The 17,809-nt window shown below is 70.0% G+C and carries 21 protein-coding genes; 7 read left to right on the top strand and 14 right to left on the bottom strand.

Annotation, left to right across the window (positions count from 1 at the left end):
• Window position 1: 1 nt before the first annotated feature.
• Genes ACQHIV_RS32895 through purS form a run of 3 tightly spaced genes read right to left on the bottom strand, consistent with a single transcriptional unit; the run spans window position 2 to window position 2,969 of the window.
• Window positions 2–2,053: a hypothetical protein gene (locus ACQHIV_RS32895; protein WP_427887865.1), complete on the bottom strand. Its 2,052-nt coding sequence runs from the start codon at window positions 2,051–2,053 to the stop codon at window positions 2–4.
• The gene (purQ, locus tag ACQHIV_RS32890; protein ID WP_427887863.1) at window positions 2,053–2,721 is read right to left on the bottom strand and encodes a phosphoribosylformylglycinamidine synthase subunit PurQ; all 669 of its coding nucleotides are present in this window, start codon (window positions 2,719–2,721) and stop codon (window positions 2,053–2,055) included. Before purQ ends, ACQHIV_RS32895 begins: the two co-directional genes overlap by 1 nt.
• Complete coding sequence (gene purS / locus ACQHIV_RS32885; RefSeq protein WP_427887861.1) at window positions 2,718–2,969, bottom strand: phosphoribosylformylglycinamidine synthase subunit PurS; 252 nt, start codon at window positions 2,967–2,969, stop codon at window positions 2,718–2,720. Before purS ends, purQ begins: the two co-directional genes overlap by 4 nt.
• A 112-nt stretch (window positions 2,970–3,081) precedes the next feature.
• Here purS and ACQHIV_RS32880 point away from each other — a divergent pair, with 112 nt between their 5' ends.
• From ACQHIV_RS32880 to ACQHIV_RS32860, 5 genes are all read left to right on the top strand, one after another.
• Window positions 3,082–3,600, top strand: coding sequence for a PadR family transcriptional regulator (locus ACQHIV_RS32880; RefSeq protein WP_427887859.1), 519 nt, complete (start codon window positions 3,082–3,084; stop codon window positions 3,598–3,600).
• Complete coding sequence (locus ACQHIV_RS32875; RefSeq protein WP_427887857.1) at window positions 3,600–4,271, top strand: ABC transporter ATP-binding protein; 672 nt, start codon at window positions 3,600–3,602, stop codon at window positions 4,269–4,271. Before ACQHIV_RS32880 ends, ACQHIV_RS32875 begins: the two co-directional genes overlap by 1 nt.
• Window positions 4,271–5,596 (top strand): hypothetical protein, encoded by a 1,326-nt coding sequence (locus ACQHIV_RS32870; protein WP_427887855.1) that lies wholly within the window; start codon window positions 4,271–4,273, stop codon window positions 5,594–5,596. Before ACQHIV_RS32875 ends, ACQHIV_RS32870 begins: the two co-directional genes overlap by 1 nt.
• A complete protein-coding gene (locus ACQHIV_RS32865) occupies window positions 5,596–6,222 on the top strand; it encodes a CDP-alcohol phosphatidyltransferase family protein (protein ID WP_427887854.1) in 627 nt (208 codons plus the stop codon). Before ACQHIV_RS32870 ends, ACQHIV_RS32865 begins: the two co-directional genes overlap by 1 nt.
• A gap of 72 nt (window positions 6,223–6,294) precedes the next feature.
• On the top strand, window positions 6,295–6,786 hold the full coding sequence (locus tag ACQHIV_RS32860) for a hypothetical protein (RefSeq protein ID WP_427887852.1): 492 nt from the start codon (window positions 6,295–6,297) through the stop codon (window positions 6,784–6,786).
• Here the strand turns inward: ACQHIV_RS32860 and ACQHIV_RS32855 are convergent.
• Together ACQHIV_RS32855 and ACQHIV_RS32850 are read right to left on the bottom strand one after the other, a co-directional pair.
• Window positions 6,783–7,652: a phosphoribosylaminoimidazolesuccinocarboxamide synthase gene (locus tag ACQHIV_RS32855; protein ID WP_427887851.1), complete on the bottom strand. Its 870-nt coding sequence runs from the start codon at window positions 7,650–7,652 to the stop codon at window positions 6,783–6,785. The genes ACQHIV_RS32860 and ACQHIV_RS32855 overlap by 4 nt on opposite strands.
• A gap of 137 nt (window positions 7,653–7,789) precedes the next feature.
• On the bottom strand, window positions 7,790–8,869 hold the full coding sequence (locus ACQHIV_RS32850; protein ID WP_427887850.1) for an FAD-dependent monooxygenase: 1,080 nt from the start codon (window positions 8,867–8,869) through the stop codon (window positions 7,790–7,792).
• Between the two features lie 53 nt (window positions 8,870–8,922).
• On the opposite strand from ACQHIV_RS32850, the gene ACQHIV_RS32845 reads away from it, so the two are divergent.
• Complete coding sequence (locus tag ACQHIV_RS32845) at window positions 8,923–9,528, top strand: TetR/AcrR family transcriptional regulator (RefSeq protein WP_427887848.1); 606 nt, start codon at window positions 8,923–8,925, stop codon at window positions 9,526–9,528.
• Here ACQHIV_RS32845 and ACQHIV_RS32840 read toward each other — a convergent pair.
• The 9 genes from ACQHIV_RS32840 to ACQHIV_RS32800 all read right to left on the bottom strand — a co-directional run bounded on the left by ACQHIV_RS32840 (window position 9,512) and on the right by ACQHIV_RS32800 (window position 17,162).
• Complete coding sequence (locus ACQHIV_RS32840; protein WP_427887847.1) at window positions 9,512–9,934, bottom strand: hypothetical protein; 423 nt, start codon at window positions 9,932–9,934, stop codon at window positions 9,512–9,514. The genes ACQHIV_RS32845 and ACQHIV_RS32840 overlap by 17 nt on opposite strands.
• A 129-nt stretch (window positions 9,935–10,063) precedes the next feature.
• Window positions 10,064–10,555 carry a hypothetical protein gene (locus tag ACQHIV_RS32835; protein ID WP_427887845.1) on the bottom strand — a complete coding sequence of 164 codons (492 nt, stop codon included), beginning with the start codon at window positions 10,553–10,555 and terminating at the stop codon, window positions 10,064–10,066.
• Window positions 10,556–10,557: 2 nt separating this feature from the next.
• A complete protein-coding gene (locus ACQHIV_RS32830; protein WP_427887844.1) occupies window positions 10,558–12,582 on the bottom strand; it encodes a glycosyltransferase family 39 protein in 2,025 nt (674 codons plus the stop codon).
• A complete protein-coding gene (locus ACQHIV_RS32825) occupies window positions 12,583–13,803 on the bottom strand; it encodes a glycosyltransferase (RefSeq protein WP_427887842.1) in 1,221 nt (406 codons plus the stop codon).
• 63 nt (window positions 13,804–13,866) lie between these two features.
• Window positions 13,867–14,259 (bottom strand): hypothetical protein, encoded by a 393-nt coding sequence (locus tag ACQHIV_RS32820; protein WP_427887840.1) that lies wholly within the window; start codon window positions 14,257–14,259, stop codon window positions 13,867–13,869.
• A 1-nt stretch (window position 14,260) separates the two neighbouring features.
• Complete coding sequence (locus ACQHIV_RS32815; protein WP_427887838.1) at window positions 14,261–14,617, bottom strand: hypothetical protein; 357 nt, start codon at window positions 14,615–14,617, stop codon at window positions 14,261–14,263.
• Window positions 14,618–14,620: 3 nt separating this feature from the next.
• A complete protein-coding gene (gene purB / locus ACQHIV_RS32810; RefSeq protein ID WP_427887837.1) occupies window positions 14,621–16,057 on the bottom strand; it encodes an adenylosuccinate lyase in 1,437 nt (478 codons plus the stop codon).
• A gap of 15 nt (window positions 16,058–16,072) precedes the next feature.
• On the bottom strand, window positions 16,073–16,681 hold the full coding sequence (locus ACQHIV_RS32805; RefSeq protein WP_427887835.1) for a hypothetical protein: 609 nt from the start codon (window positions 16,679–16,681) through the stop codon (window positions 16,073–16,075).
• Window positions 16,674–17,162, bottom strand: a complete 489-nt coding sequence (locus ACQHIV_RS32800) for a SigE family RNA polymerase sigma factor (RefSeq protein ID WP_427887834.1) — start codon at window positions 17,160–17,162, stop codon at window positions 16,674–16,676. Before ACQHIV_RS32800 ends, ACQHIV_RS32805 begins: the two co-directional genes overlap by 8 nt.
• Before the next feature lie 72 nt (window positions 17,163–17,234).
• Here ACQHIV_RS32800 and ACQHIV_RS32795 point away from each other — a divergent pair, with 72 nt between their 5' ends.
• Window positions 17,235–17,732 (top strand): TIGR04222 domain-containing membrane protein, encoded by a 498-nt coding sequence (locus ACQHIV_RS32795; RefSeq protein WP_427887832.1) that lies wholly within the window; start codon window positions 17,235–17,237, stop codon window positions 17,730–17,732.
• Window positions 17,733–17,809 lie beyond the last annotated feature (77 nt).

Raw genomic sequence — 17,809 nt, 5'->3', positions numbered from 1 at the left:
TTCAGGACTCCTGCACTAGGTGGGACTCAGGTGAAACGGTAGCTGGCTGGTGGGAAGCCAGGAGGTGGGCGACCAGGATCGGTACGGCGAACCCGGCCATGATCGCGGGCAGGGCGACGCCCGCGTCGTTCAGCAGCATGCCGACGATGCCGCACGCGGACAGCGCCAGCAGGGCCGGACGGACCATCGCGCTGCTCCGGTAGAAGTCGCGGTACGCCTGCGACGGAACCCGATCCGGGAACACCGTGGCGAACACGCACAGCAGTACGGCGATCAGCATCGCCCAGCCGGTGGGGCCGTGGAAGAACATCACGGCCATCTGCAGCTTGCGGACGAACACGTCGTCGACGTCACCCTGGAGCATCCGGGCGAAGAACGTCCCGAAGTGTGTGCGCTGGTCGGCCGGCCGCAGGTAGTCCAGGAACGAGACAGCCGTGACAGCCAGTACGCCGAGCACGCCGACGCTGATCAGTGCGCGCAGCGAGAGGCTCCCGTGCCAGGTCAGCCAGCCCATCAGCAGCACTGCCGGCGTAAGCGCCAGGATGCCGCCGAAGTCGGTGCCCCAGCCCGGTTTGCCGTCCACGATGATCGCGGCGCCGCCGATGACCAGTACGGCGAGCGCAGCCTGCAGCTTGCTCTTGTCCAGCAGCCTGTGCGCGGCCCAGCCGGCCGTGACGAGCGCCCCGACACCCAACGCTGCGAAGGTCGAGTTGCCGAAGCCGTAGAAGCGCCCGCCGATCACAGGGCCGTCGGCGTACATGCTGCCGAGCTGCATGGGCGTCCCCAGTACGCCGTCGACGAGCAGCAGCAGGTACGTCGCGACTGCGAGGCCGAAGTACGCGTACTTCTTCAAGAACACCTGGGCCAGGACCGCGGACAGGACACTGATACCGATCGTCACGGCGTACAAGGAGAAGCCAGGGGCCGGCCAGCGCCACCAGACGGTGGCCTGTGCCAGGAAGACCGCGATGTAGAAGCCACCCTGGACGAGGAGCGTGAAGACGGCGGCACGGCGGGACGCGGGCGAGCGGCGTACGAGGAACCAGATCAGGGCGAGTACTTCGGCACCGACAATCGTCAGGGCTACGTAGAACAGCATCGGCCGGGGCTGCTCGTACCGCTGGTTGGCGCCCAGGCGGTCCGCGATCACGGCGGACGCGTCCGTGTGGAGCTTGCCGGTGAAGTGGATCTCACCGCCGTCCAGCGGGCTTGCGGTTTCTTCGCCCGCGGGGTCCACAGTGGCTGGGGTACGGCCCTTGAGGATGGTGGCGGTGATGTCGGTCAGCTGGATCAACCCGGGGCGCCGGGTGCTGTCACCGGTCAGCCAGCGCGGCCCGTTGTCCGGGGGGAGCTGCATCGCGACCAGGGTCTGCTTGTGCGCGTTCAGGTCTTCCTGGCTGACGCCGACCAGCAAGACCCAGCCGCCGGCGGCGCGGGCCTGGGCGACGAGGTCCGCGACCTTCTGCCGGGCTTCGTCGCGGCCTTCACGCAGCGGCATCGCGCCGGCGTCGACGACCGCGTCGCCGCAGTCGGGCTTGGCCAGTCGGGAGGGGTCGAACGTCGGCTGCCAGTTGGCAACGGAGCCGTCGGTCTTCGCGAGGGCGATCGCGGCGCCCGGGCCGAAGCCGCAGATCGGGTAGCCGGTCTGGCCGAGGCGGCCGATCGGGGCGCCGGTGTGGTGCCCGGCCTGGCGGTCGACGTACGCCTGCCAGTTGTCGACCGTGCCGTTGGTCACCGCGGGCAGCTCACCGCAGGGCTGGTCCGGCACGTTCCCCCAGGCCCGGGTCCCCGCGCTGATCGTCAGCCAGCCGTCGATCGGGCAGGTGTGCGGGCCCGCGGTCTTCACCGAGATCGACCCCACGTGCGCCTGGTCCACCAGCGCGGTCAGCTCCGGCGACGCCTGCACGTCGCTCCAGGTCAGCCCGGGAACGCCGACCACCACGACCTTGGCGAACAGACCCGACGGTGCCGCGTCCGCCGTACCGGTGCCGCCGATGGCCGCGGCCAGCGCCGCGACGCCGAGGAGTACCCGTCGCGCCCCCGACCAGCCCATCAGCCGGCGACGACGGCCTTCAGCACCGAGGTGAAGAAGCCCAGGCCGTCCGTGGTCGGACCGGTGAGTGTTTCGACGGCGTGCTCCGGGTGCGGCATCAGGCCGACCACGTTGCCGCGCTCGTTGGTGATGCCCGCGATGTCGCGGTAGGAACCGTTCGGGTTGCCGAGGTACCGCGCCACCACGCGCCCCTCGCCCTCCAGCCGGTCCAACGTCGCCTCGTCCGCGACGTACGAACCGTCCTGGTTCTTCAGCACGATCGTGATCTCGTGGTTCGCGTCGTAGTCGCTGGTCCACGCGGTGCGGTTGTTCTCGATCCGCAGCGGCTGGTCCTTGCAGACGAACTTGCGGTGGTGGTTCTTGATCAGCGCGCCCGGCAGCAGGTGCGACTCGCACAGCACCTGGAAGCCGTTGCAGATGCCGAGCACCGGCATCCCCTGGCCGGCCTTCGCGATGATCGTCTCCATCACCGGCGCGAACCGGGAGATGGCACCGGCGCGCAGGTAGTCGCCGTACGAGAACCCGCCGGGCAGCACGACCGCGTCCACGCCGTGCAGGTCCGCGTCGCCGTGCCAGAGCGCGACCGCCTCGGCACCGGCCACCGCGGCCGCCCGCCGGGCGTCGGCGTCGTCCAGCGAGCCGGGGAAGGTGACGACGCCGATCTTCACCGGTCGTTCTCCACGTGCAGCACGTAGTCCTCGATCACCGGGTTCGCCAGCAGGGTGTCCGCGGCCTTCCGGATCTCCGCAACGGCCTCCTCGGTCGCCTCACCGTCCAGGGTGATCTCGAAGCGCTTTCCCTGCCGGACATCGGCCACACCAGAGAAGCCGAGCCGGCCGAACGCGCCGTGCACCGCCTTGCCCTGCGGGTCGAGGATCTCGGGCTTGAGCATGACGTCGACGACAACGCGAGCCACTGACTACTCCAGGTTCGTTGCGGGGTGACGCCTGAATCCTACCGACCGCGGCACGGAACTCCCGCATCCGGACTACTCACTCAGTACATACACGCAATGTATAGTTCTCAGCATGGCCACAGCGGAGCTCGTTCTCGGGCTGCTGTCCGGGGGGCCGGCCCATGGGTACGACGTGAAGCGCGGGCATGACGCCTGGTTCCCGGACAGCCGTCCGCTGGCGTTCGGGCAGGTGTACACGACGCTCGGCCGGCTGGAGCGGGACGGACTGGTCGAGATCGTCGACAAGACCTCCGGCGGCGGCCCGGACCGCACGGTCTACGCGCTCACCGCGAAGGGCCGCGACCATCTGGCGGACTGGCTGAACGACCCGGTCCCGCCGGCCTGGGGCAGCGCGGACGAGGTACTGCGCAAGCTCGTCGCGGCGATCCGTACCGGCGGCGACGCGGCCGGGTTCCTGGCCCGCCAGCGCGCCAGCCACCTGCGCCGGATCCGGGAGCTGCGCGAGACGCCGGCCGACGACGACCCGACCTCACCGCTGGTCCGCGAGTACACCGTGGCCCACCTGGACGCCGACCTGCGCTGGCTGGACAGCGCGCTGGACCGCATCGCCGAGCAGAGGGGGACTCGCTGATGAACGCACTGGAACTGGAGAAGGTCGAGTACTCGTACCGTCGCAACACCGCCCTTCGCGGCGTCAGCCTGCAACTCGCGCCGGGCGAGGTCGTGGCGGTGACCGGCGCCAGCGGCTGCGGCAAGTCGACGCTCCTGCACTGCGCGGCAGGCATCCTCGCGCCGGACGTCGGCGCCGTCCAGGTGGACGGGCAGGACCTCGCCGACCTGCAGGAAGCGGACCGTGCGGCCCTTCGGCGTACGAAGATCGGCATCGTGCTGCAGTTCGGGCAACTCGTACCGGACCTGCCGCTCGTCGACAACGTGGCGCTGCCACTGTTACTGGGGGGACATGAACGTGGTGAAGCTCATGTGTCCGCGATGAACTGGCTGGAGCAGGTGGGCATCGCGGACGACGCTGACGCCGTACCTGCCGAGCTGTCCGGCGGCCAGACCCAGCGCGCGGCGGTTGCGCGTGCACTGATCACGGGGCCGTCCGTTGTGCTTGCAGACGAGCCAACAGGCAGCTTGGACAGCCGGGCCGGTCAGGAGCTCCTCGACGTACTGCTGGCGGCCGCCCGGTACCGCGGGGCCGCGTTGCTGATGGTGACGCACGACAACCTCCTGGCTGCGTCGGCAGACCGTGAGATCAGGCTGCGGGACGGCCTGATCCAGCACGAGGTCCAGCTCTGATGACGCTCGAGACACTGGTCCAGTTGGCGCGTTCACGGACACCTGCCGACCGCGGACGGGTCCAGCTCGCCACGGCGGCTCTGGCAGTGAGCGGGGCCGTCCTGCTTGGGGCACTGCGCATCACCCGCCTGGGCAAGAACCCGCTGAACGAAGAGATCTACAGCAACTACATCGCCGAGCCAGGACTCCGCTCCGGCCTGATAGCGATCCTTGTCATCCTGGCCGTCCTGATCGGCGGCTTGGCAGTCCAGGCGTTGCGGCTGGGTACTGCGGCCCGTGAACGGCGCCTGACCGCGCTCAGGCTCGCGGGAGCATCCAGGCAGCAGCTACGGCAGCTCACCGTGGCCGACGCGGCCATGGCCGGTCTGGCGGGCGGCCTGCTCGCGGGACCGACGTACTTGCTGCTCAGCCTTGTCTTTGGCGCCCTACCGCGGATGGCTCGCGTCCTGCCCGGCGCCGAGGTGCTGGACGCGGTCGTGTGGCTCCCGGTCATCGTGCTGACCACAGCGGCCGGTGCCGTCATCGGAAGCCTCCTGCACCGCGACGGGGCGACGTACGAGCCGCAGCCCGTCGCCCAACGTCGTACGAGCCTCATCGTCGGCCCCGTGCTGCTCCTGCTGGGGTTGATCGCCGCGCCATACCTGGGGTACGTCGCGACCACGGTCGTGCTGGCCGGTACGGCGTTGCTGTTCCTCGGCTCGTCGACGCTCTGGATCGGCTGGCTCGGGCGGCGGATGCGGCGCTCAAGCAACCCGGCCGACCTGCTGGCCGGCGTCCGGCTGCTCGCGGACGGACGGCCCTCCGCACGGATGAGCGTGCTGCTGGGCTGCTGCAGCTTCCTGATCGGCAACATGGCCAGCGGGATCGAGAGCGCGCTCGCCGACCCGTACGAGATGGCTGGCAGCGGGACGTTCTACGCCACCGGGTTCGGGCTGGCGATCGTCGGGCTGCCGATCGTCGTACTCACCGCCATGGCCGCGCTCTTCGTGGGTGTCGCGGACCAACTGGTCGACCAGCGACGGCAGTTCGCCAGCCTGACAGCGATGGGTGTCGACCTTCGGTTCCTCCGCAGGGTCGTACGCCGCCAACTCACCGCGGTGGCGGCACCGGCGCTCGCGGCCGGCCTACTGGTCGGCACGCTGATCGGCGCCGACCGGGTCGCCGGCGGGAGCGTCGCGGCGTTCGACCCGGTCGCTGTGATCCTTGCGGCGGTGCTGGCCGCCGGCGGCTGGCTGTTCGGCCGACTCGGCGGCACGGTCGCCGGTTTCCTGCTTCGCAACCAACTCCGGGACGCACTCGATCCCGAGAACCTGAGGGCGGCCTGATGAGCACACTCCCCCTGGCAATCCGCCCGGCGCTGCTGCTCGGCGTACCGAACCGGATCACGCTGATCCGGACCGTGATCGCGATGGCGGTCGCGACGTACGCGTTCCGGACCGGCGACCTGACCTGGCTGGTGGTCGGGTACTTCTCGTACTGGTTCGGCGACAGCCTCGACGGCTGGGTGGCCCGGCGCCGGAACGAGGAGTCGCTGTCCGGGGCGGTGTTCGACATCGTCTGCGACCGGGCGTGCTCGTTCCTGCTGGCGGCGGCGTTCATGGCGACGTACCCGGCGACCATCGGGCCGCTGGCGATCTACCTGGTGCAGTTCGGCGTACTGGACACGATGCTGACGTTCTCGTTCCTGCTCTGGCCGTGGATGCTCAGCCCGAACTACTTCTACAAGGTCGACCGGCCGATCTTCCTCTGGAACTGGTCCAAGCCCGCCAAGGCGATGAACACCGCGGCCGTGGTGATCTCGCTGATCGTCGCCGGGCAGACCGGCGCGCAATGGCTGCCGTACACGATCGCGGTCGCCGCGCTGGTGGTGAAGGTCGTCTCGTCGTACCGGCTGATCATGATCCTCTGCGGCCGCCGGGCCGCCGTACCCGCCGAGGGTCACGATGGGTAGTAACCCTGGCCCCTCCCGGAAGTGGGCCTAGGTTCCGTGGCATCGACCGGATTGGCGCTTAGCCTCGGAAGTATGTGGGTCTGGCAACTGGCACTGGCGGTGGGCTTCGGCATCGGGTCCGCGGTCGTACCGTTCATGAACGCGGAGGCGTACGTCCTCGCGCTCGGCGCCACAGACGCCCTCAACCCGGTGACCGCTGCAATCGGCGTCTCGATCGGCCAGACGATCGGCAAGGTCGCGATGTTCCTGGCCGTCCGGCACCGGCCCGGTTACGCGGCCCGGAAGACCAAGAAGGAGCCCAAGCCGGTCGACCTGGACACCCGCTGGGGCCGTTTCGTGCAGTGGAACCGGGACCTCAGCAAGCGGTTGCTGGACGCAATGAGCGACAGCCGCTGGGGCGTCCCGGTCACGTTGCTGAGCGCCTTCGTCGGCGTCCCCCCGCTGTACGGCGTGGCGCTGATCGGCGGCGCCTCCCGGATGCGGACCGTGTTCTTCGCCGCCTCCGTACTGGTCGGCCGCGGCGCCCGCTTCATCCTGCTCGCGCTCGGCGTGAGTATGTTCTAGAACTTCCGGCCGGTGAGCTGCTCGTACGCGCCGATGTAGGCGGAGCGGGTCCGCTCGATGACCTCGTCGGACAGCGGCGGCGGGGCCTCGCCGGACTGCCGGTCCCAGCCGGACTCGAACTGCAGCCAGTCCCGCACGATCTGCTTGTCGTACGACGGCTGCTGCTTGCCCGGCGCCCACTGGTCGGCCGGCCAGAACCGGCTCGAGTCCGGCGTCAGCACCTCGTCGGCCAGCACGATCGTGCCGTCCGCGCGGGCGCCGAACTCGAACTTCGTGTCCGCCAGGATGATGCCGCGCTCCTCGGCCGTCGCGCGTGCCTTCGTGTAGACGTCGAGGGTCGTGTCCCGCAGGGCGGCCGCGACGTCGGCGCCGACGGTGTCCACGACCGCGTCGTACGAGACGTTCTCGTCGTGCTCGCCCAGCTCGGCCTTGGTGGCCGGGGTGAAGATCGGGGTCTCCAGGCGGGAGCCCTCGACCAGGCCGCCCGGCAGCGGGATCCCGCAGACCGCGCCGGTGGCGTTGTAGTCCAGCAGGCCGGAACCGCTCAGGTACCCGCGGGCCACGCACTCGACCGGGAACATCGCGAGCTTCTCGCACACCACGGCCCGCCCGGCGACCTCCGCCGGTACGTCGGTGGAGACGATGTGGTTCGGCACGTCGAGCTGCTCGAACCACCACAGGCTCATCGCGGTGAGCACCTTGCCCTTGTCCGGGATCGGCGTCTCCAGGATCCAGTCGAACGCACTCATCCGGTCGCTCGCGACCATCAGCAGGTCGCCGGACTCCAACTCGTACAGATCCCGGACCTTGCCGGAGTGGATGTGCTTCGCACCAGGGATCTCAGGGGCGTGCGGAAGAGTCGTCACGCAGGCGATTCTTCCATCTCGCGCGCAGGGGCGGACGCGCAGCACTCACCAACCTCCGCGCAGCCCGCGCGCCGGAGCGCGGCTGAGCCTGCACGCCCGCCGTCCCGGCGGGTTGGTGAGTGGCGGAGGTCCGCTCGCTAGCGCTTGCGCAGCGCGAGAAGTTTGCCGCCGAGGGTGAACAGGCCCTCGCGGAGGGTGCAGACGATCGGGTTCTCGGTTTGGGCGAAGCGGCCGAGGGAGCGGGAGCGTTTCACCAGCTTGGTGGTGGCGGGGCGGCGCTCGGCGTCGTACGCGGTCAGCGCCTGCAGCAGGTCGCCGTCGCGGAGGTGCCGGCCGTCGCCGCCGCCGAGGTGCCGGCCCAGGGCGCCGGCGTCCTCGATCGCGGAGCAGGCGCCGCGGCCCAGGTTAGGCGTCATCGCGTGCGCCGCGTCGCCGAGCAGCACCACCCGGCCCCGCGCGAACGGCACCAGCGGCAGCGTCAGGTCGCAGATGTCGTTCTGCAGGATCTTCTCGCTGCCCGCGATCAACCGCGGGATCGGATCGTGCCAGCTCTCGAACACGCCCGGCTCGCTCGTCGTCCCGGCCGGCTGGTTCGCGGTCCCGTACCAGTAGAACCGCCCGTCGATCAGCCGAGCGAACCCGAACAGTTGCCCACGTCCCCAGGTCTCCCCGCCGCCGTCGTCCAGCTCGACGTCCGCGATCCCCCGGTACGCCGTGAACCCGGAGTACCGCGGTCCGGCGTACTGCGGGTACAGCGTCTCGCGTACCACGCTGCGGATCCCGTCCGCGGCGACGAGCAGGTCCGCCCGCAGGTCGTCGTTCACCGTGACCCCGTCCGCGTCCTGGTCCACCGTGCGTACGTCGTACCCGGTCCGGACCGTGACCGCCGGGCCGAACTCGGCCGTGATCAGGTCATGCAGTTGCGCGCGGTGGATCATCACGGGGATCTCCACGCCCAGCTCGGCCGCGCTCACCACCCAGCGGCCGTCAGGCTTGCGCATCCCGGCCGGCTTGGACGGCACCGACGCCTTCTCGACGCCCTTGACCCCGAGCTCCTCGAGCACCGCGACCGCCGACGGCCAGACCGAGATCCCGGCCCCGACCTCGCCCAGCGCCGCGGCCCGCTCCAGCACCGTGACCTGCCACCCGGACCGCTGCAGCGCGACTGCGGCGGTCACCCCTCCGATACCCGCTCCGACCACGATCGCCGTCCTCATGTCCACGACTCTACATCTGTAGAGTCCGGCTGGGAAGTGCGAGACTGTCCGGCGTGACAGTGCCACGGGGGGCGGACCGGCAGGACGCGATCGCCGACGCCGCGATCCACCTGGTCGCCACCCGCGGACTGCGCGGGCTCACCCACCGCGCGGTCGACACGGAGGCCGGCCTGCCGCCGGGCTCCACGTCGTACTACCTGCGCACCCGGAACGCGCTGCTCAGCGCGTGCGTACGGCGGATGCTCGCGCGGGACGTGACCGGGATGCCGCCGGCCGGGGCGGATCCGATCGAGTTGATGGTGGCGATGGTCGCCGGTCTCGCGCGGGAGCGGCCGGACGATCTGATCGCGCGGTACGAGCTGTCGCTCGAGGCGAGCCGGCAGCCCGAGCTGCGGGCCACGATCGACGAGGGCGGGCGGCAGTTGCGGACGATGCTGGCGCAGTTGCTCGACGGGATCGGCGTACCCGATCCAGAGGCCGCGGCATGGCCGGCGGCGGCAATGATGGACGGGCTGCTGTACGACCGGGTCGCGGGGGCCGGGTCGACGCTGTCACCAGAAGCGTTCGAGGCCGGCGTACGACGCTCCGTGACCGCGCTGATCATTGGACTCGGCGCACAACAGGAGCGAGAAAAGCGCTCGCTCAAAGACGGTCGGTGACCGCCACGAACGTGAAGTAGCAGACGCCGAGCAGCATGCCGACGTGCCCGAGCACGGACAGTCCCGCGCCGGAACCCCAGGAATCACTCTGCGTGTCCTCCGAGTGTTTGCCGCCGCTCGGCAACCAACGGGCCAGCAGCAACAGCCCGACGACGGTCAGCGCCCACCAGCCGGCCAGCATCACCAGCGCGATCTCCCGCCGACCGATGATCAGGGCAACTACCCAGCCGATCAGCGTGACGATGCCGACGATCGTGTGCAGCCGCAGCAGGATGGCCGAATACCCGTGCCGCCCCGCACCGTGACCGGTGCCGTCGACAACGGTCCCACCGAGCCGGACGCGCGTGATCAGTACGACGACCGCCCCGAGCGCGGTCAGGAACCAGGTGACGTTCGACCATTCCACGCCCCGATCCTTACCCCACCCTGCCGCCCTGTGAACCCTCTGCGCTCTTGACACCTGTCCAGAACGACGCCCGGCGGGCCGAGTTGTCCGCTCACACCCGCCGGGCTGCCTGGTCGGACCAACTGCTGGTCAGCTGGTCTGGGTCTGCCCCTGCGTCCCCTGTTGGTTCCCATTACCAGGCAAGGTCCCCTGCCCGGTGCCGTTGCCCTGCCCGGTGCCGTTGCCTTGCCCGAAGCCCTGGCCGGTCCCGTTGCCCTGACCGGTCCCGTTGTTCTGGCCGGTGCCGCCGTTCTGGCCGGTGCCGTTGCCCTGGCCGTTCCCCCGGAAACCACCGCCGGGGAACCCGCCGCCTCCCGGTCCACCGAACTGCCCCTGCTGGTTGCTGCTCCCGTCCCACGAATGCCCGACCGCCATTCCGCCCAGGAACGCCAGCACCGCGAGGATCGACCCGGCTCCGGCCAGCATCAGGTTGCTCGGCCGTTTCCGCCCGGCCTCCTGCGCCGCTCCCGGCTGGACCACTCCGCCCGGCTGCTGCTGACCTGCTCCGGCCTCGTGCTGCCTCAGGCCCGGTTCACCAACTGCTCTGGCGGCCTGGAACTGCGCTTCCGGGGACTGCGTCATGTTCATGCTCCTGTTCCGGTGGAAAGGTCGTACACGGTCGTGCCGCCGACGGTCTGCGCCGTGAAGTTCTGGCTGACCCACGTGGAGATGTCGCTCGTGGTCGAGTCCCCGCCGCGCCCGCCGAAGCCACCACCGCCGCCGATGAAGTAGTGGATCTTGCCCTGGGCAACCAGCTGCTTGAACTCGTCCAGCGTCGGCGCCGGGTCGGTGCCGTTGAAGCCGCCGATCGCCATGATCGGTTCGCCGGAGGCGATCTGCATCGGCGCGGCGCCCATCGCGGTCACCGCGGCGGCCGTCCAGGTGTACCCCTTCGCCCCTTGCTGCAGCAGCGTCACCAACTCGCTCGAGACCCCGCTGGTACCACCTCCGCCGAGGAACCCGCCGACACCGCCGCCGCCCATCCCGCCACCGCGTTGCGTCGTACCGGCCCCAGGTTGCGTCGTACCCGTACCAGGTTGCGTCGTACCAGTGCCTTGGCCGGGCGGCGTACCCATCCGCCCGCCCGCGAAGCCGCCGCGGCCCCCGCCCATCCCGCCGAACCCGGCCGGCCCGGCGGTCGGAATCGCGCCGGAGTGCGCCGAACTGATCGTGTCGATCGAGTACGCCGTCGGTCCGGCCAGCGCGCTGATCGTCAGCACCGCGGCCGCGGCCAGACCGGCCCGTCGCGCCGCCGCCCGGTGCAGCTTCAGCTCCGGCAGCAGCATGATCAGACCCGCCGCGAGTACGCCGGTGATCAGCACCACCCAGCGCAGCCACGGCTGCCACGTCGGCGTCGCGTCCAGCAGGTGGAAGCTCCACCCGGCCGTCAGCAGCGCGCCGCCCGCGAGAGTTGCCCGCGGCAACCACTCCGCCCGGCGCCGCCAGAGGATCGACATCGCCCCGCCGATGACGGCAGCGAACGCGGGCGCCAGCGCGATCATGTAGTACGGGTGGATGATGCCCTGCATGTAGCTGAACACCAGCCCGGTCACAACCAGCCAGCCGCCCCACAGCAACGCGAATGCCCGCGTCCGGTTCGTCCTCGGTGCCTTGCCCGCGGCCACGACCAGTACGACGGTGGACAGCAGCGCGGCCGGCATCAGCCAGGAGATCTGCGACCCGAACTCGCCGCCGAACAGCCGCTGCAGACCGGTGGCGCCGCCCCAGCCGGGGTTGCCGACGCCGCCGCCGACCGACCCGGTCTCGTTGCCGCTCAACCGACCGAGGCCGTTGTACCCCAGGGTCAGCTCGAGGATGCTGTTGTCGGACGACCCACCGACGTACGGGCGTGCCGACGCCGGCAGCAGTTCGACGATCGCGACCCACCAGCCGGCGCTGACGATCAACGACACGGTCGCCAGTACGAGGTGCAGGATCCGCTTGCCCAGCTTGGGTTTGCCGGCCACCAGGTACGCGATGCCGAAGGCCGGCAGGATCAGGAACGCCTGCAGCATCTTGGTCAGGAACCCGAAACCGACCATCGCACCGGCCAGCATCATCCAGCGCGCCGCGTACTTGGTCGAGTCGATCGCTCGCGTCACCGCCCACGCCCCGATGCAGAGCAGCAGGATCAGCAGCGCGTCCGGGTTGTTGAACCGGAACATCAGTACGGCGACCGGCGTCAGCGCGAGGATCGCCCCGGCGAGCAGGCCGGCGTTCGCGGAGAACCAGCGGCGTACGGACACGTACACGAAACCGACGCTCGCGACGCCCATCAGCGCCTCGGGTACCAGCATGCTCCAGGTGTTGAACCCGAAGATCCGCCCGGACAGCCCCATCACCCACAGCGAGCCCGGGGTCTTGTCGACGGTAATGAAGCTCGACGAGTCGAACGACCCGAAGAACCAGGCCTTCCAGCTCTTCGAGCCGGCCTGCACCGCGGCCGCGTAGTACTCGTTCGCGTAGCCGTTCTTGGACAACCCCCACAGGTACGCGATCGCGGTCAGCACCAAGAGGCCGCCGTACAGGATCTTGTCCCTGCTGAGGGTGTACTGCGTCGTGATCGCGCGAGGCCGGGTTGCCTCGACGGGATCGGAGACGGTCGTCATTCAGTTGCTCCGGGTCTGGTCGAGAACCGCTGGGGGTTCGAAGGCGGGCAAGGTAGGCGCGTCGTCGTCGAACACCCACGTCTGGAAGAGGCTGAACCGGACGATGGTCGCGGCCAGGTTGGCGAGGGTCAGCACGGTGACCTCCACCGCTTGGTGCGGCGTGGTGACCGCGGTGTGCAGCAGCCACAGCGAGGCGGCGGTCAGGCTCCAGCCGATCCCGAACGCGACCAGGCCGCGCAGCTGATGCCGCCACCGGCCTTCCACGCCGCGGACGCCGAACGTGAAGCGCCGGTTCAGCGTGGTGTTGCCGATCGCGGTGATCAGCAGCGCCAGCAGGTTCGCCACCTGCGCCGGCATCCCCTGCCGCAGCACCAGGTAGATCAGCGCGTACGCCGCCGTACTGAGCACGCCGATCGCGCAGAACCGCAGTACCCGGGCCGCGAACGCGGTCCGCGGATCGAGCATCCGCGGCCGTCCGTACTTCTGCCGGACCGGCTCCAGGTCGACACGACTGCGCATCAGCCGGGCGATCCCCCGCAGGTCCTCGCCCACCGTCTTCGCGATCGCGACCCGGGAGTCCAGGTCGTCGACCCAGTCCACCGGCACCTCGTGGATCCGCAGCCCGGCCTTCTCGGCCAGCACCAGCAGCTCGGTGTCGAAGAACCAACTGGTGTCCTCGACCAGCGGCAGCAGCTCCCGCGCAATGTCGGCGCGGATCGCCTTGAACCCGCACTGCGCGTCCGAGAAGTGCGCACTGAGCGTTGCCCGCAGCAACAGGTTGTACGAGCGCGAGATGAACTCCCGCTTCGGCCGCCGGACCACCCGGGAGCTCTTCGCCAGCCGGGTGCCGATGGCAACGTCACTGTGCCCGGCGAGCAGCGGCGCGACCAGCGGCAGCAGGGCGTTCAGGTTCGTGGACAGGTCGACGTCCATGTACGCGAGCACCTCGGCGGAGCTCGCGGACCAGACCTGCTTCAGCGCACGGCCGCGACCGGACTGCTCGAGCCGGACGATCCGGACCCCGGGCAGCTCGCTCGCGAGCAGCAGGCCGATCTCATATGTCGCGTCCGTACTTCCGTTGTCCGCGATGCAGACCTCGGCCGGAAACGGGAAGGCGGTGTCGAGGAACTCACGGAGCCGCCTGATGTTCGGTCCGAGGTCGTTCTCCTCGTTCTTGACGGGTACGACGATCTCGACCCGAGGCTGACCTGGAATCTCCATGGCACCGATGCTGTCCGGTGAACCTGAGTCAGCCCCTGCGGGTGGCTGGCAGTTTCCTGGCAGTTACCGGGTGCGACGAAGCCAGAGCAGGCCGAGCACGGGCAGCACCAGGGGAACGAACCCGTACCCCTGGCCGAAGTGCGACCACACGGTCGCGTCCGGGAAGTCGCCCGGTACGGCGTAGCTGAACGCGCCGATGCCGATCACGCCGACCAGCTCGACCCCGATCGCGGCGGTGGCCACCTTGCGGGACACCGCCGTCGCCTTCGCCAGCGCGAACGTCGCCGCGATGTAGACGACCGCGGCAACCGCCGACAACAGGTAGGCGATCGGCGCATCGTGGAACTTGGTCGCGATCTGTACGCCGGCCCGCGCGGTCGCCGCCAGCGCGAACACGCCATACACCGCGATCAGGATCCGTCCGGGACCGTGCTTGGTGGCTGCCGGATCGCTCATCTCAGGCCGTCCACACGTCGTGCAGCCGGAGTTCGAGGATCGGGATCACCAGGCAGGCGATCGCCAGCGCGCCGGCACCCCAGCGGCTGCTCTCCGCCAGCGCCCAGAACGCCCCGATCGGCAGGATGATCAGCGAGCCGATCAGGTACCCGAGGAAGAACGGCCCGGACACGTGCCGGTCGGTGCCGCTGAACTGCACGATTCCGACCACCAGCTGCGCGAGCAGCCCGACCTCGACGACCCCGATCGCGCCGAGCACGGGCCAGTCGATCCGCTTGTTCCGCGCGGCCAGCACGACGGCGTACACCATCGCTGCCAGCGACAGCGCGACGATGAACCAGGTGAGCGGTGCGAACACGGACTAGAGGATGTCACCCGGCGTGTAGGCGGCTGCCTCCGGGTGGCGCTTGGCGAGCTCGTCGATCTGCGCGACGACCGCGCCGACCTGGGCGACGGCCGCGCCGGTGAACGACAGCGGCTCGCCGACGATGCCGACGATCTGCTCCTCGGTGAGGCCGAGGCGGCCGTCGGTGCCGAGGCGGTGGAACAGGTCGTTCGCCGCGAGGCCCTTGCGGAGGTCGAGCGCGGTGGCGACCGCGTGCTCCTTGATCACCTCGTGCGCGGTCTCCCGGCCGACGCCGTTCTTCACCGCGGCCATCAGCACCTTGGTCGTGGTCAGGAACGGCAGGTACCGCTCCAGCTCCCGCGCCACGACGGCCGGGTAGACCCCGAACTCGTCGAGCACGGTCAGGAACGTCTCGAACAGCCCGTCCAGCGCGAAGAACGCGTCCGGCAGCGCGACCCGCCGTACGACGGAACAGAAGACGTCGCCCTCGTTCCACTGGTTGCCGGCCAGCTCACCGGCCATCGACGCGTACCCGCGGAGGATGACGGTGAGGCCGTTGACCCGCTCGCAGGACCGGGTGTTCATCTTGTGCGGCATCGCCGAGGACCCGACCTGGCCCTCCTTGAACCCTTCGGTGACCAGCTCGTGCCCGGCCATCAGCCGGATCGTGGTCGCCAGGCTCGACGGCCCCGCGGCCAGCTGCACCAGCGCGGACACCACCTCGTAGTCGAGGGACCGCGGGTACACCTGCCCGACGCTGGTCAGCGCGTTGCTGAACCCGAGGTGCTGGGCGATGGTCGTCTCCAGCGTGGCCAGCTTCTCCGCGTCGCCACCGAACAGGTCGAGCATGTCCTGCGACGTACCGACCGGGCCTTTGATGCCGCGCAGCGGGTACCGCTCGATCAGCTCCTCGAGCCGCGCGATCGCGACCAGCAGCTCGTCCGCGGCCGACGCGAACCGCTTGCCCAGCGTGGTCGCCTGCGCGGCCACGTTGTGCGAACGCCCGGTCATCACCAGCGCCGCGTGGTCCGCGGCCAGCTGGCCGAGCCGGACGACCGTGGCCACCGCGCGGTCCCGGACCAGCTCGAGGCCGGCGCGGATCTGGAGCTGCTCCACGTTCTCGGTCAGGTCACGGCTGGTCATCCCCTTGTGGATGTGCTCGTGCCCGGCGAGCGCGCTGAACTCCTCGATCCGCGCCTTCACGTCGTGCCGCGTGACCCGCTCACGCTCGGCGATCGACCCCAGGTCCACCTGGTCGACCACCCGCTCGTAGTCCTCGATCACGCCGTCCGGAACCGGCACGCCGAGCGCGCTCTGGGCCTTCAGTACGGCGACCCAGAGCTTCCGCTCGAGCACGATCTTGTGCTCCGGCGACCACAGCTCCGCCATCGACTGACTGGCGTAGCGAGCGGCGAGAACGTTGGGAATCCGGGGTTTGGTCACGAACCCCATTGTCCCAGACGGCGACTACTTGACGGTCACCAGACTGCACAGGCGGGCACCCGACAGCGTGCAGACCTGGTAGGTACCGGCCGGCAGGCCCTTCGGCAGGGCCAGCGTGAACGGGCCGGTGCCGGAGTACGACGGCATCGCGACGCCCATCTCACCGGTCATCGGGATCGCGTACGGCGCGGCCGAGCCGATCTTGGCGACCAGCGTGTACAGCGACTTGTCCGGCTGCGAGACCGAGGACAGCGAGAACCCGGCGCCGCGGGCCACCTTGTCGGGGAGCCCCGCCACGAACTGGGCACCGGCTGCCACCGTCGACGTACGCAGCGCCAGCGGGCCGACGACCTTCGGCAGCTGCTGAGCGTTCGGGTGCGACTCGACCGTCGGCGGCTGGACCGCATTGGTCGGAACCGGGCTGCCGGCCACCGGGGCGTTGTCAGCAGCAGGGCGGAGCGTAGGGATGATGGCAACCGCCGCGACCACCGCGGCTGCTCCGATCACGGTCAGGCCGGCGGTCCGGCGGCGCTTGCGGGTCCGGGCCGCGACCAGGACCGACTCGAAGTCCCCGGTGGACTCGTCGGCGCGGCGGTCGGCCAGCGCCTGCAGGTCTTCCTGCAGCTCAGGCATGGTCGTCACTCCTCAACAGCAAAGATTCGGACAGGGCGTCCCGGGCGCGGGAGAGGCGCGACTTGACCGTGCCTTCCGCGATCCCGAGCGTGTCCGCCACCTGAGCCACGCTCAGGTCGCAGACGTAATGGAGGACGACGGCCTGCCGGGTCGGCATCGGCAGGCCGGCGAGAGCCTGCTCGAGGTCGCCCGAATATCCGTCGGCATGGTCCGGGAAATGCTCCGCGGGCAGCCGGTGGAACAGCTGGCTGACCCGGTTGCCGTCCCGGTGCCTGTTCGCCGCCAGCCGCATCGCGACCAGCCGCACCCAGGCCTCGGGAGAGTCGTACCGCGACACCTTCTCCCAGCGGGGCACCAACCGGACGAACGCCTCCTGCACGATGTCCTCGGCTTCGGCGCGCGATCCGGTCAGCAGCGAGACGACGCCCACCAGCCGCGGCTGGTGGGCGCTGTAGAACTCCCGCAGCCCCTCGGTCTCCATACCCACCTACACCCCCGACCCACTGATCCGGTTCCATCGAATTCTGACCTGTTTACAGGACACCATGAACAGATGGACAGGCTCACGCCGTACGAGGTCGCGTTCCTCGTCGGCGGCGCCGAGCGCGCCGCCGTAGTGGTGTTCGTCACGCTGGCCGGCGACGGGCGGCTGGAGGTCGCGTACAAGCGGCAGCGGGTCAAGGCGGTCCGGACCGAGTCGACGTACCCGATCGAGGCGGCGGCGCTCACAGTGGTCCCGGACAGCGGCCTCTCGGTGCCCGAGTTCCTCGCCGCGGTCGCGGCCACGCCCGCGGTCGCGGACCTCCGCGCGGCCGTCCTGGCGAAGGGGGAGGTCAGAGCGCTTCGGTGGTTCAGCCGGACGTACCACGAACTGCGGGAGCACCCCGGCACGGGAGTACGGCGGGTTGCCGTGCTCGGCATACCGGGGATCGAGGACGACCGGCTCCGGGACATGCTGGCGCACCCGTTGCCGGGGATGCCGAAGATCGAGCCGGTCAAACCGATCCGGGACAACACCTTCGACGGATCGCTCAGGCGGACGGTCTACTGAGCCAGGTCCCGGCGGACCGGGGTACTTGGACCTGCCGGTGGAGGTCTTTCGGTGCCTGTCGGTGATGGCTGCCGCTG

Source organism: Kribbella polygonati (assembly GCF_050320105.1).
Lineage (GTDB): Bacteria > Actinomycetota > Actinomycetes > Propionibacteriales > Kribbellaceae > Kribbella.
This window is presented reverse-complemented; position numbering and strand designations above follow the sequence as displayed.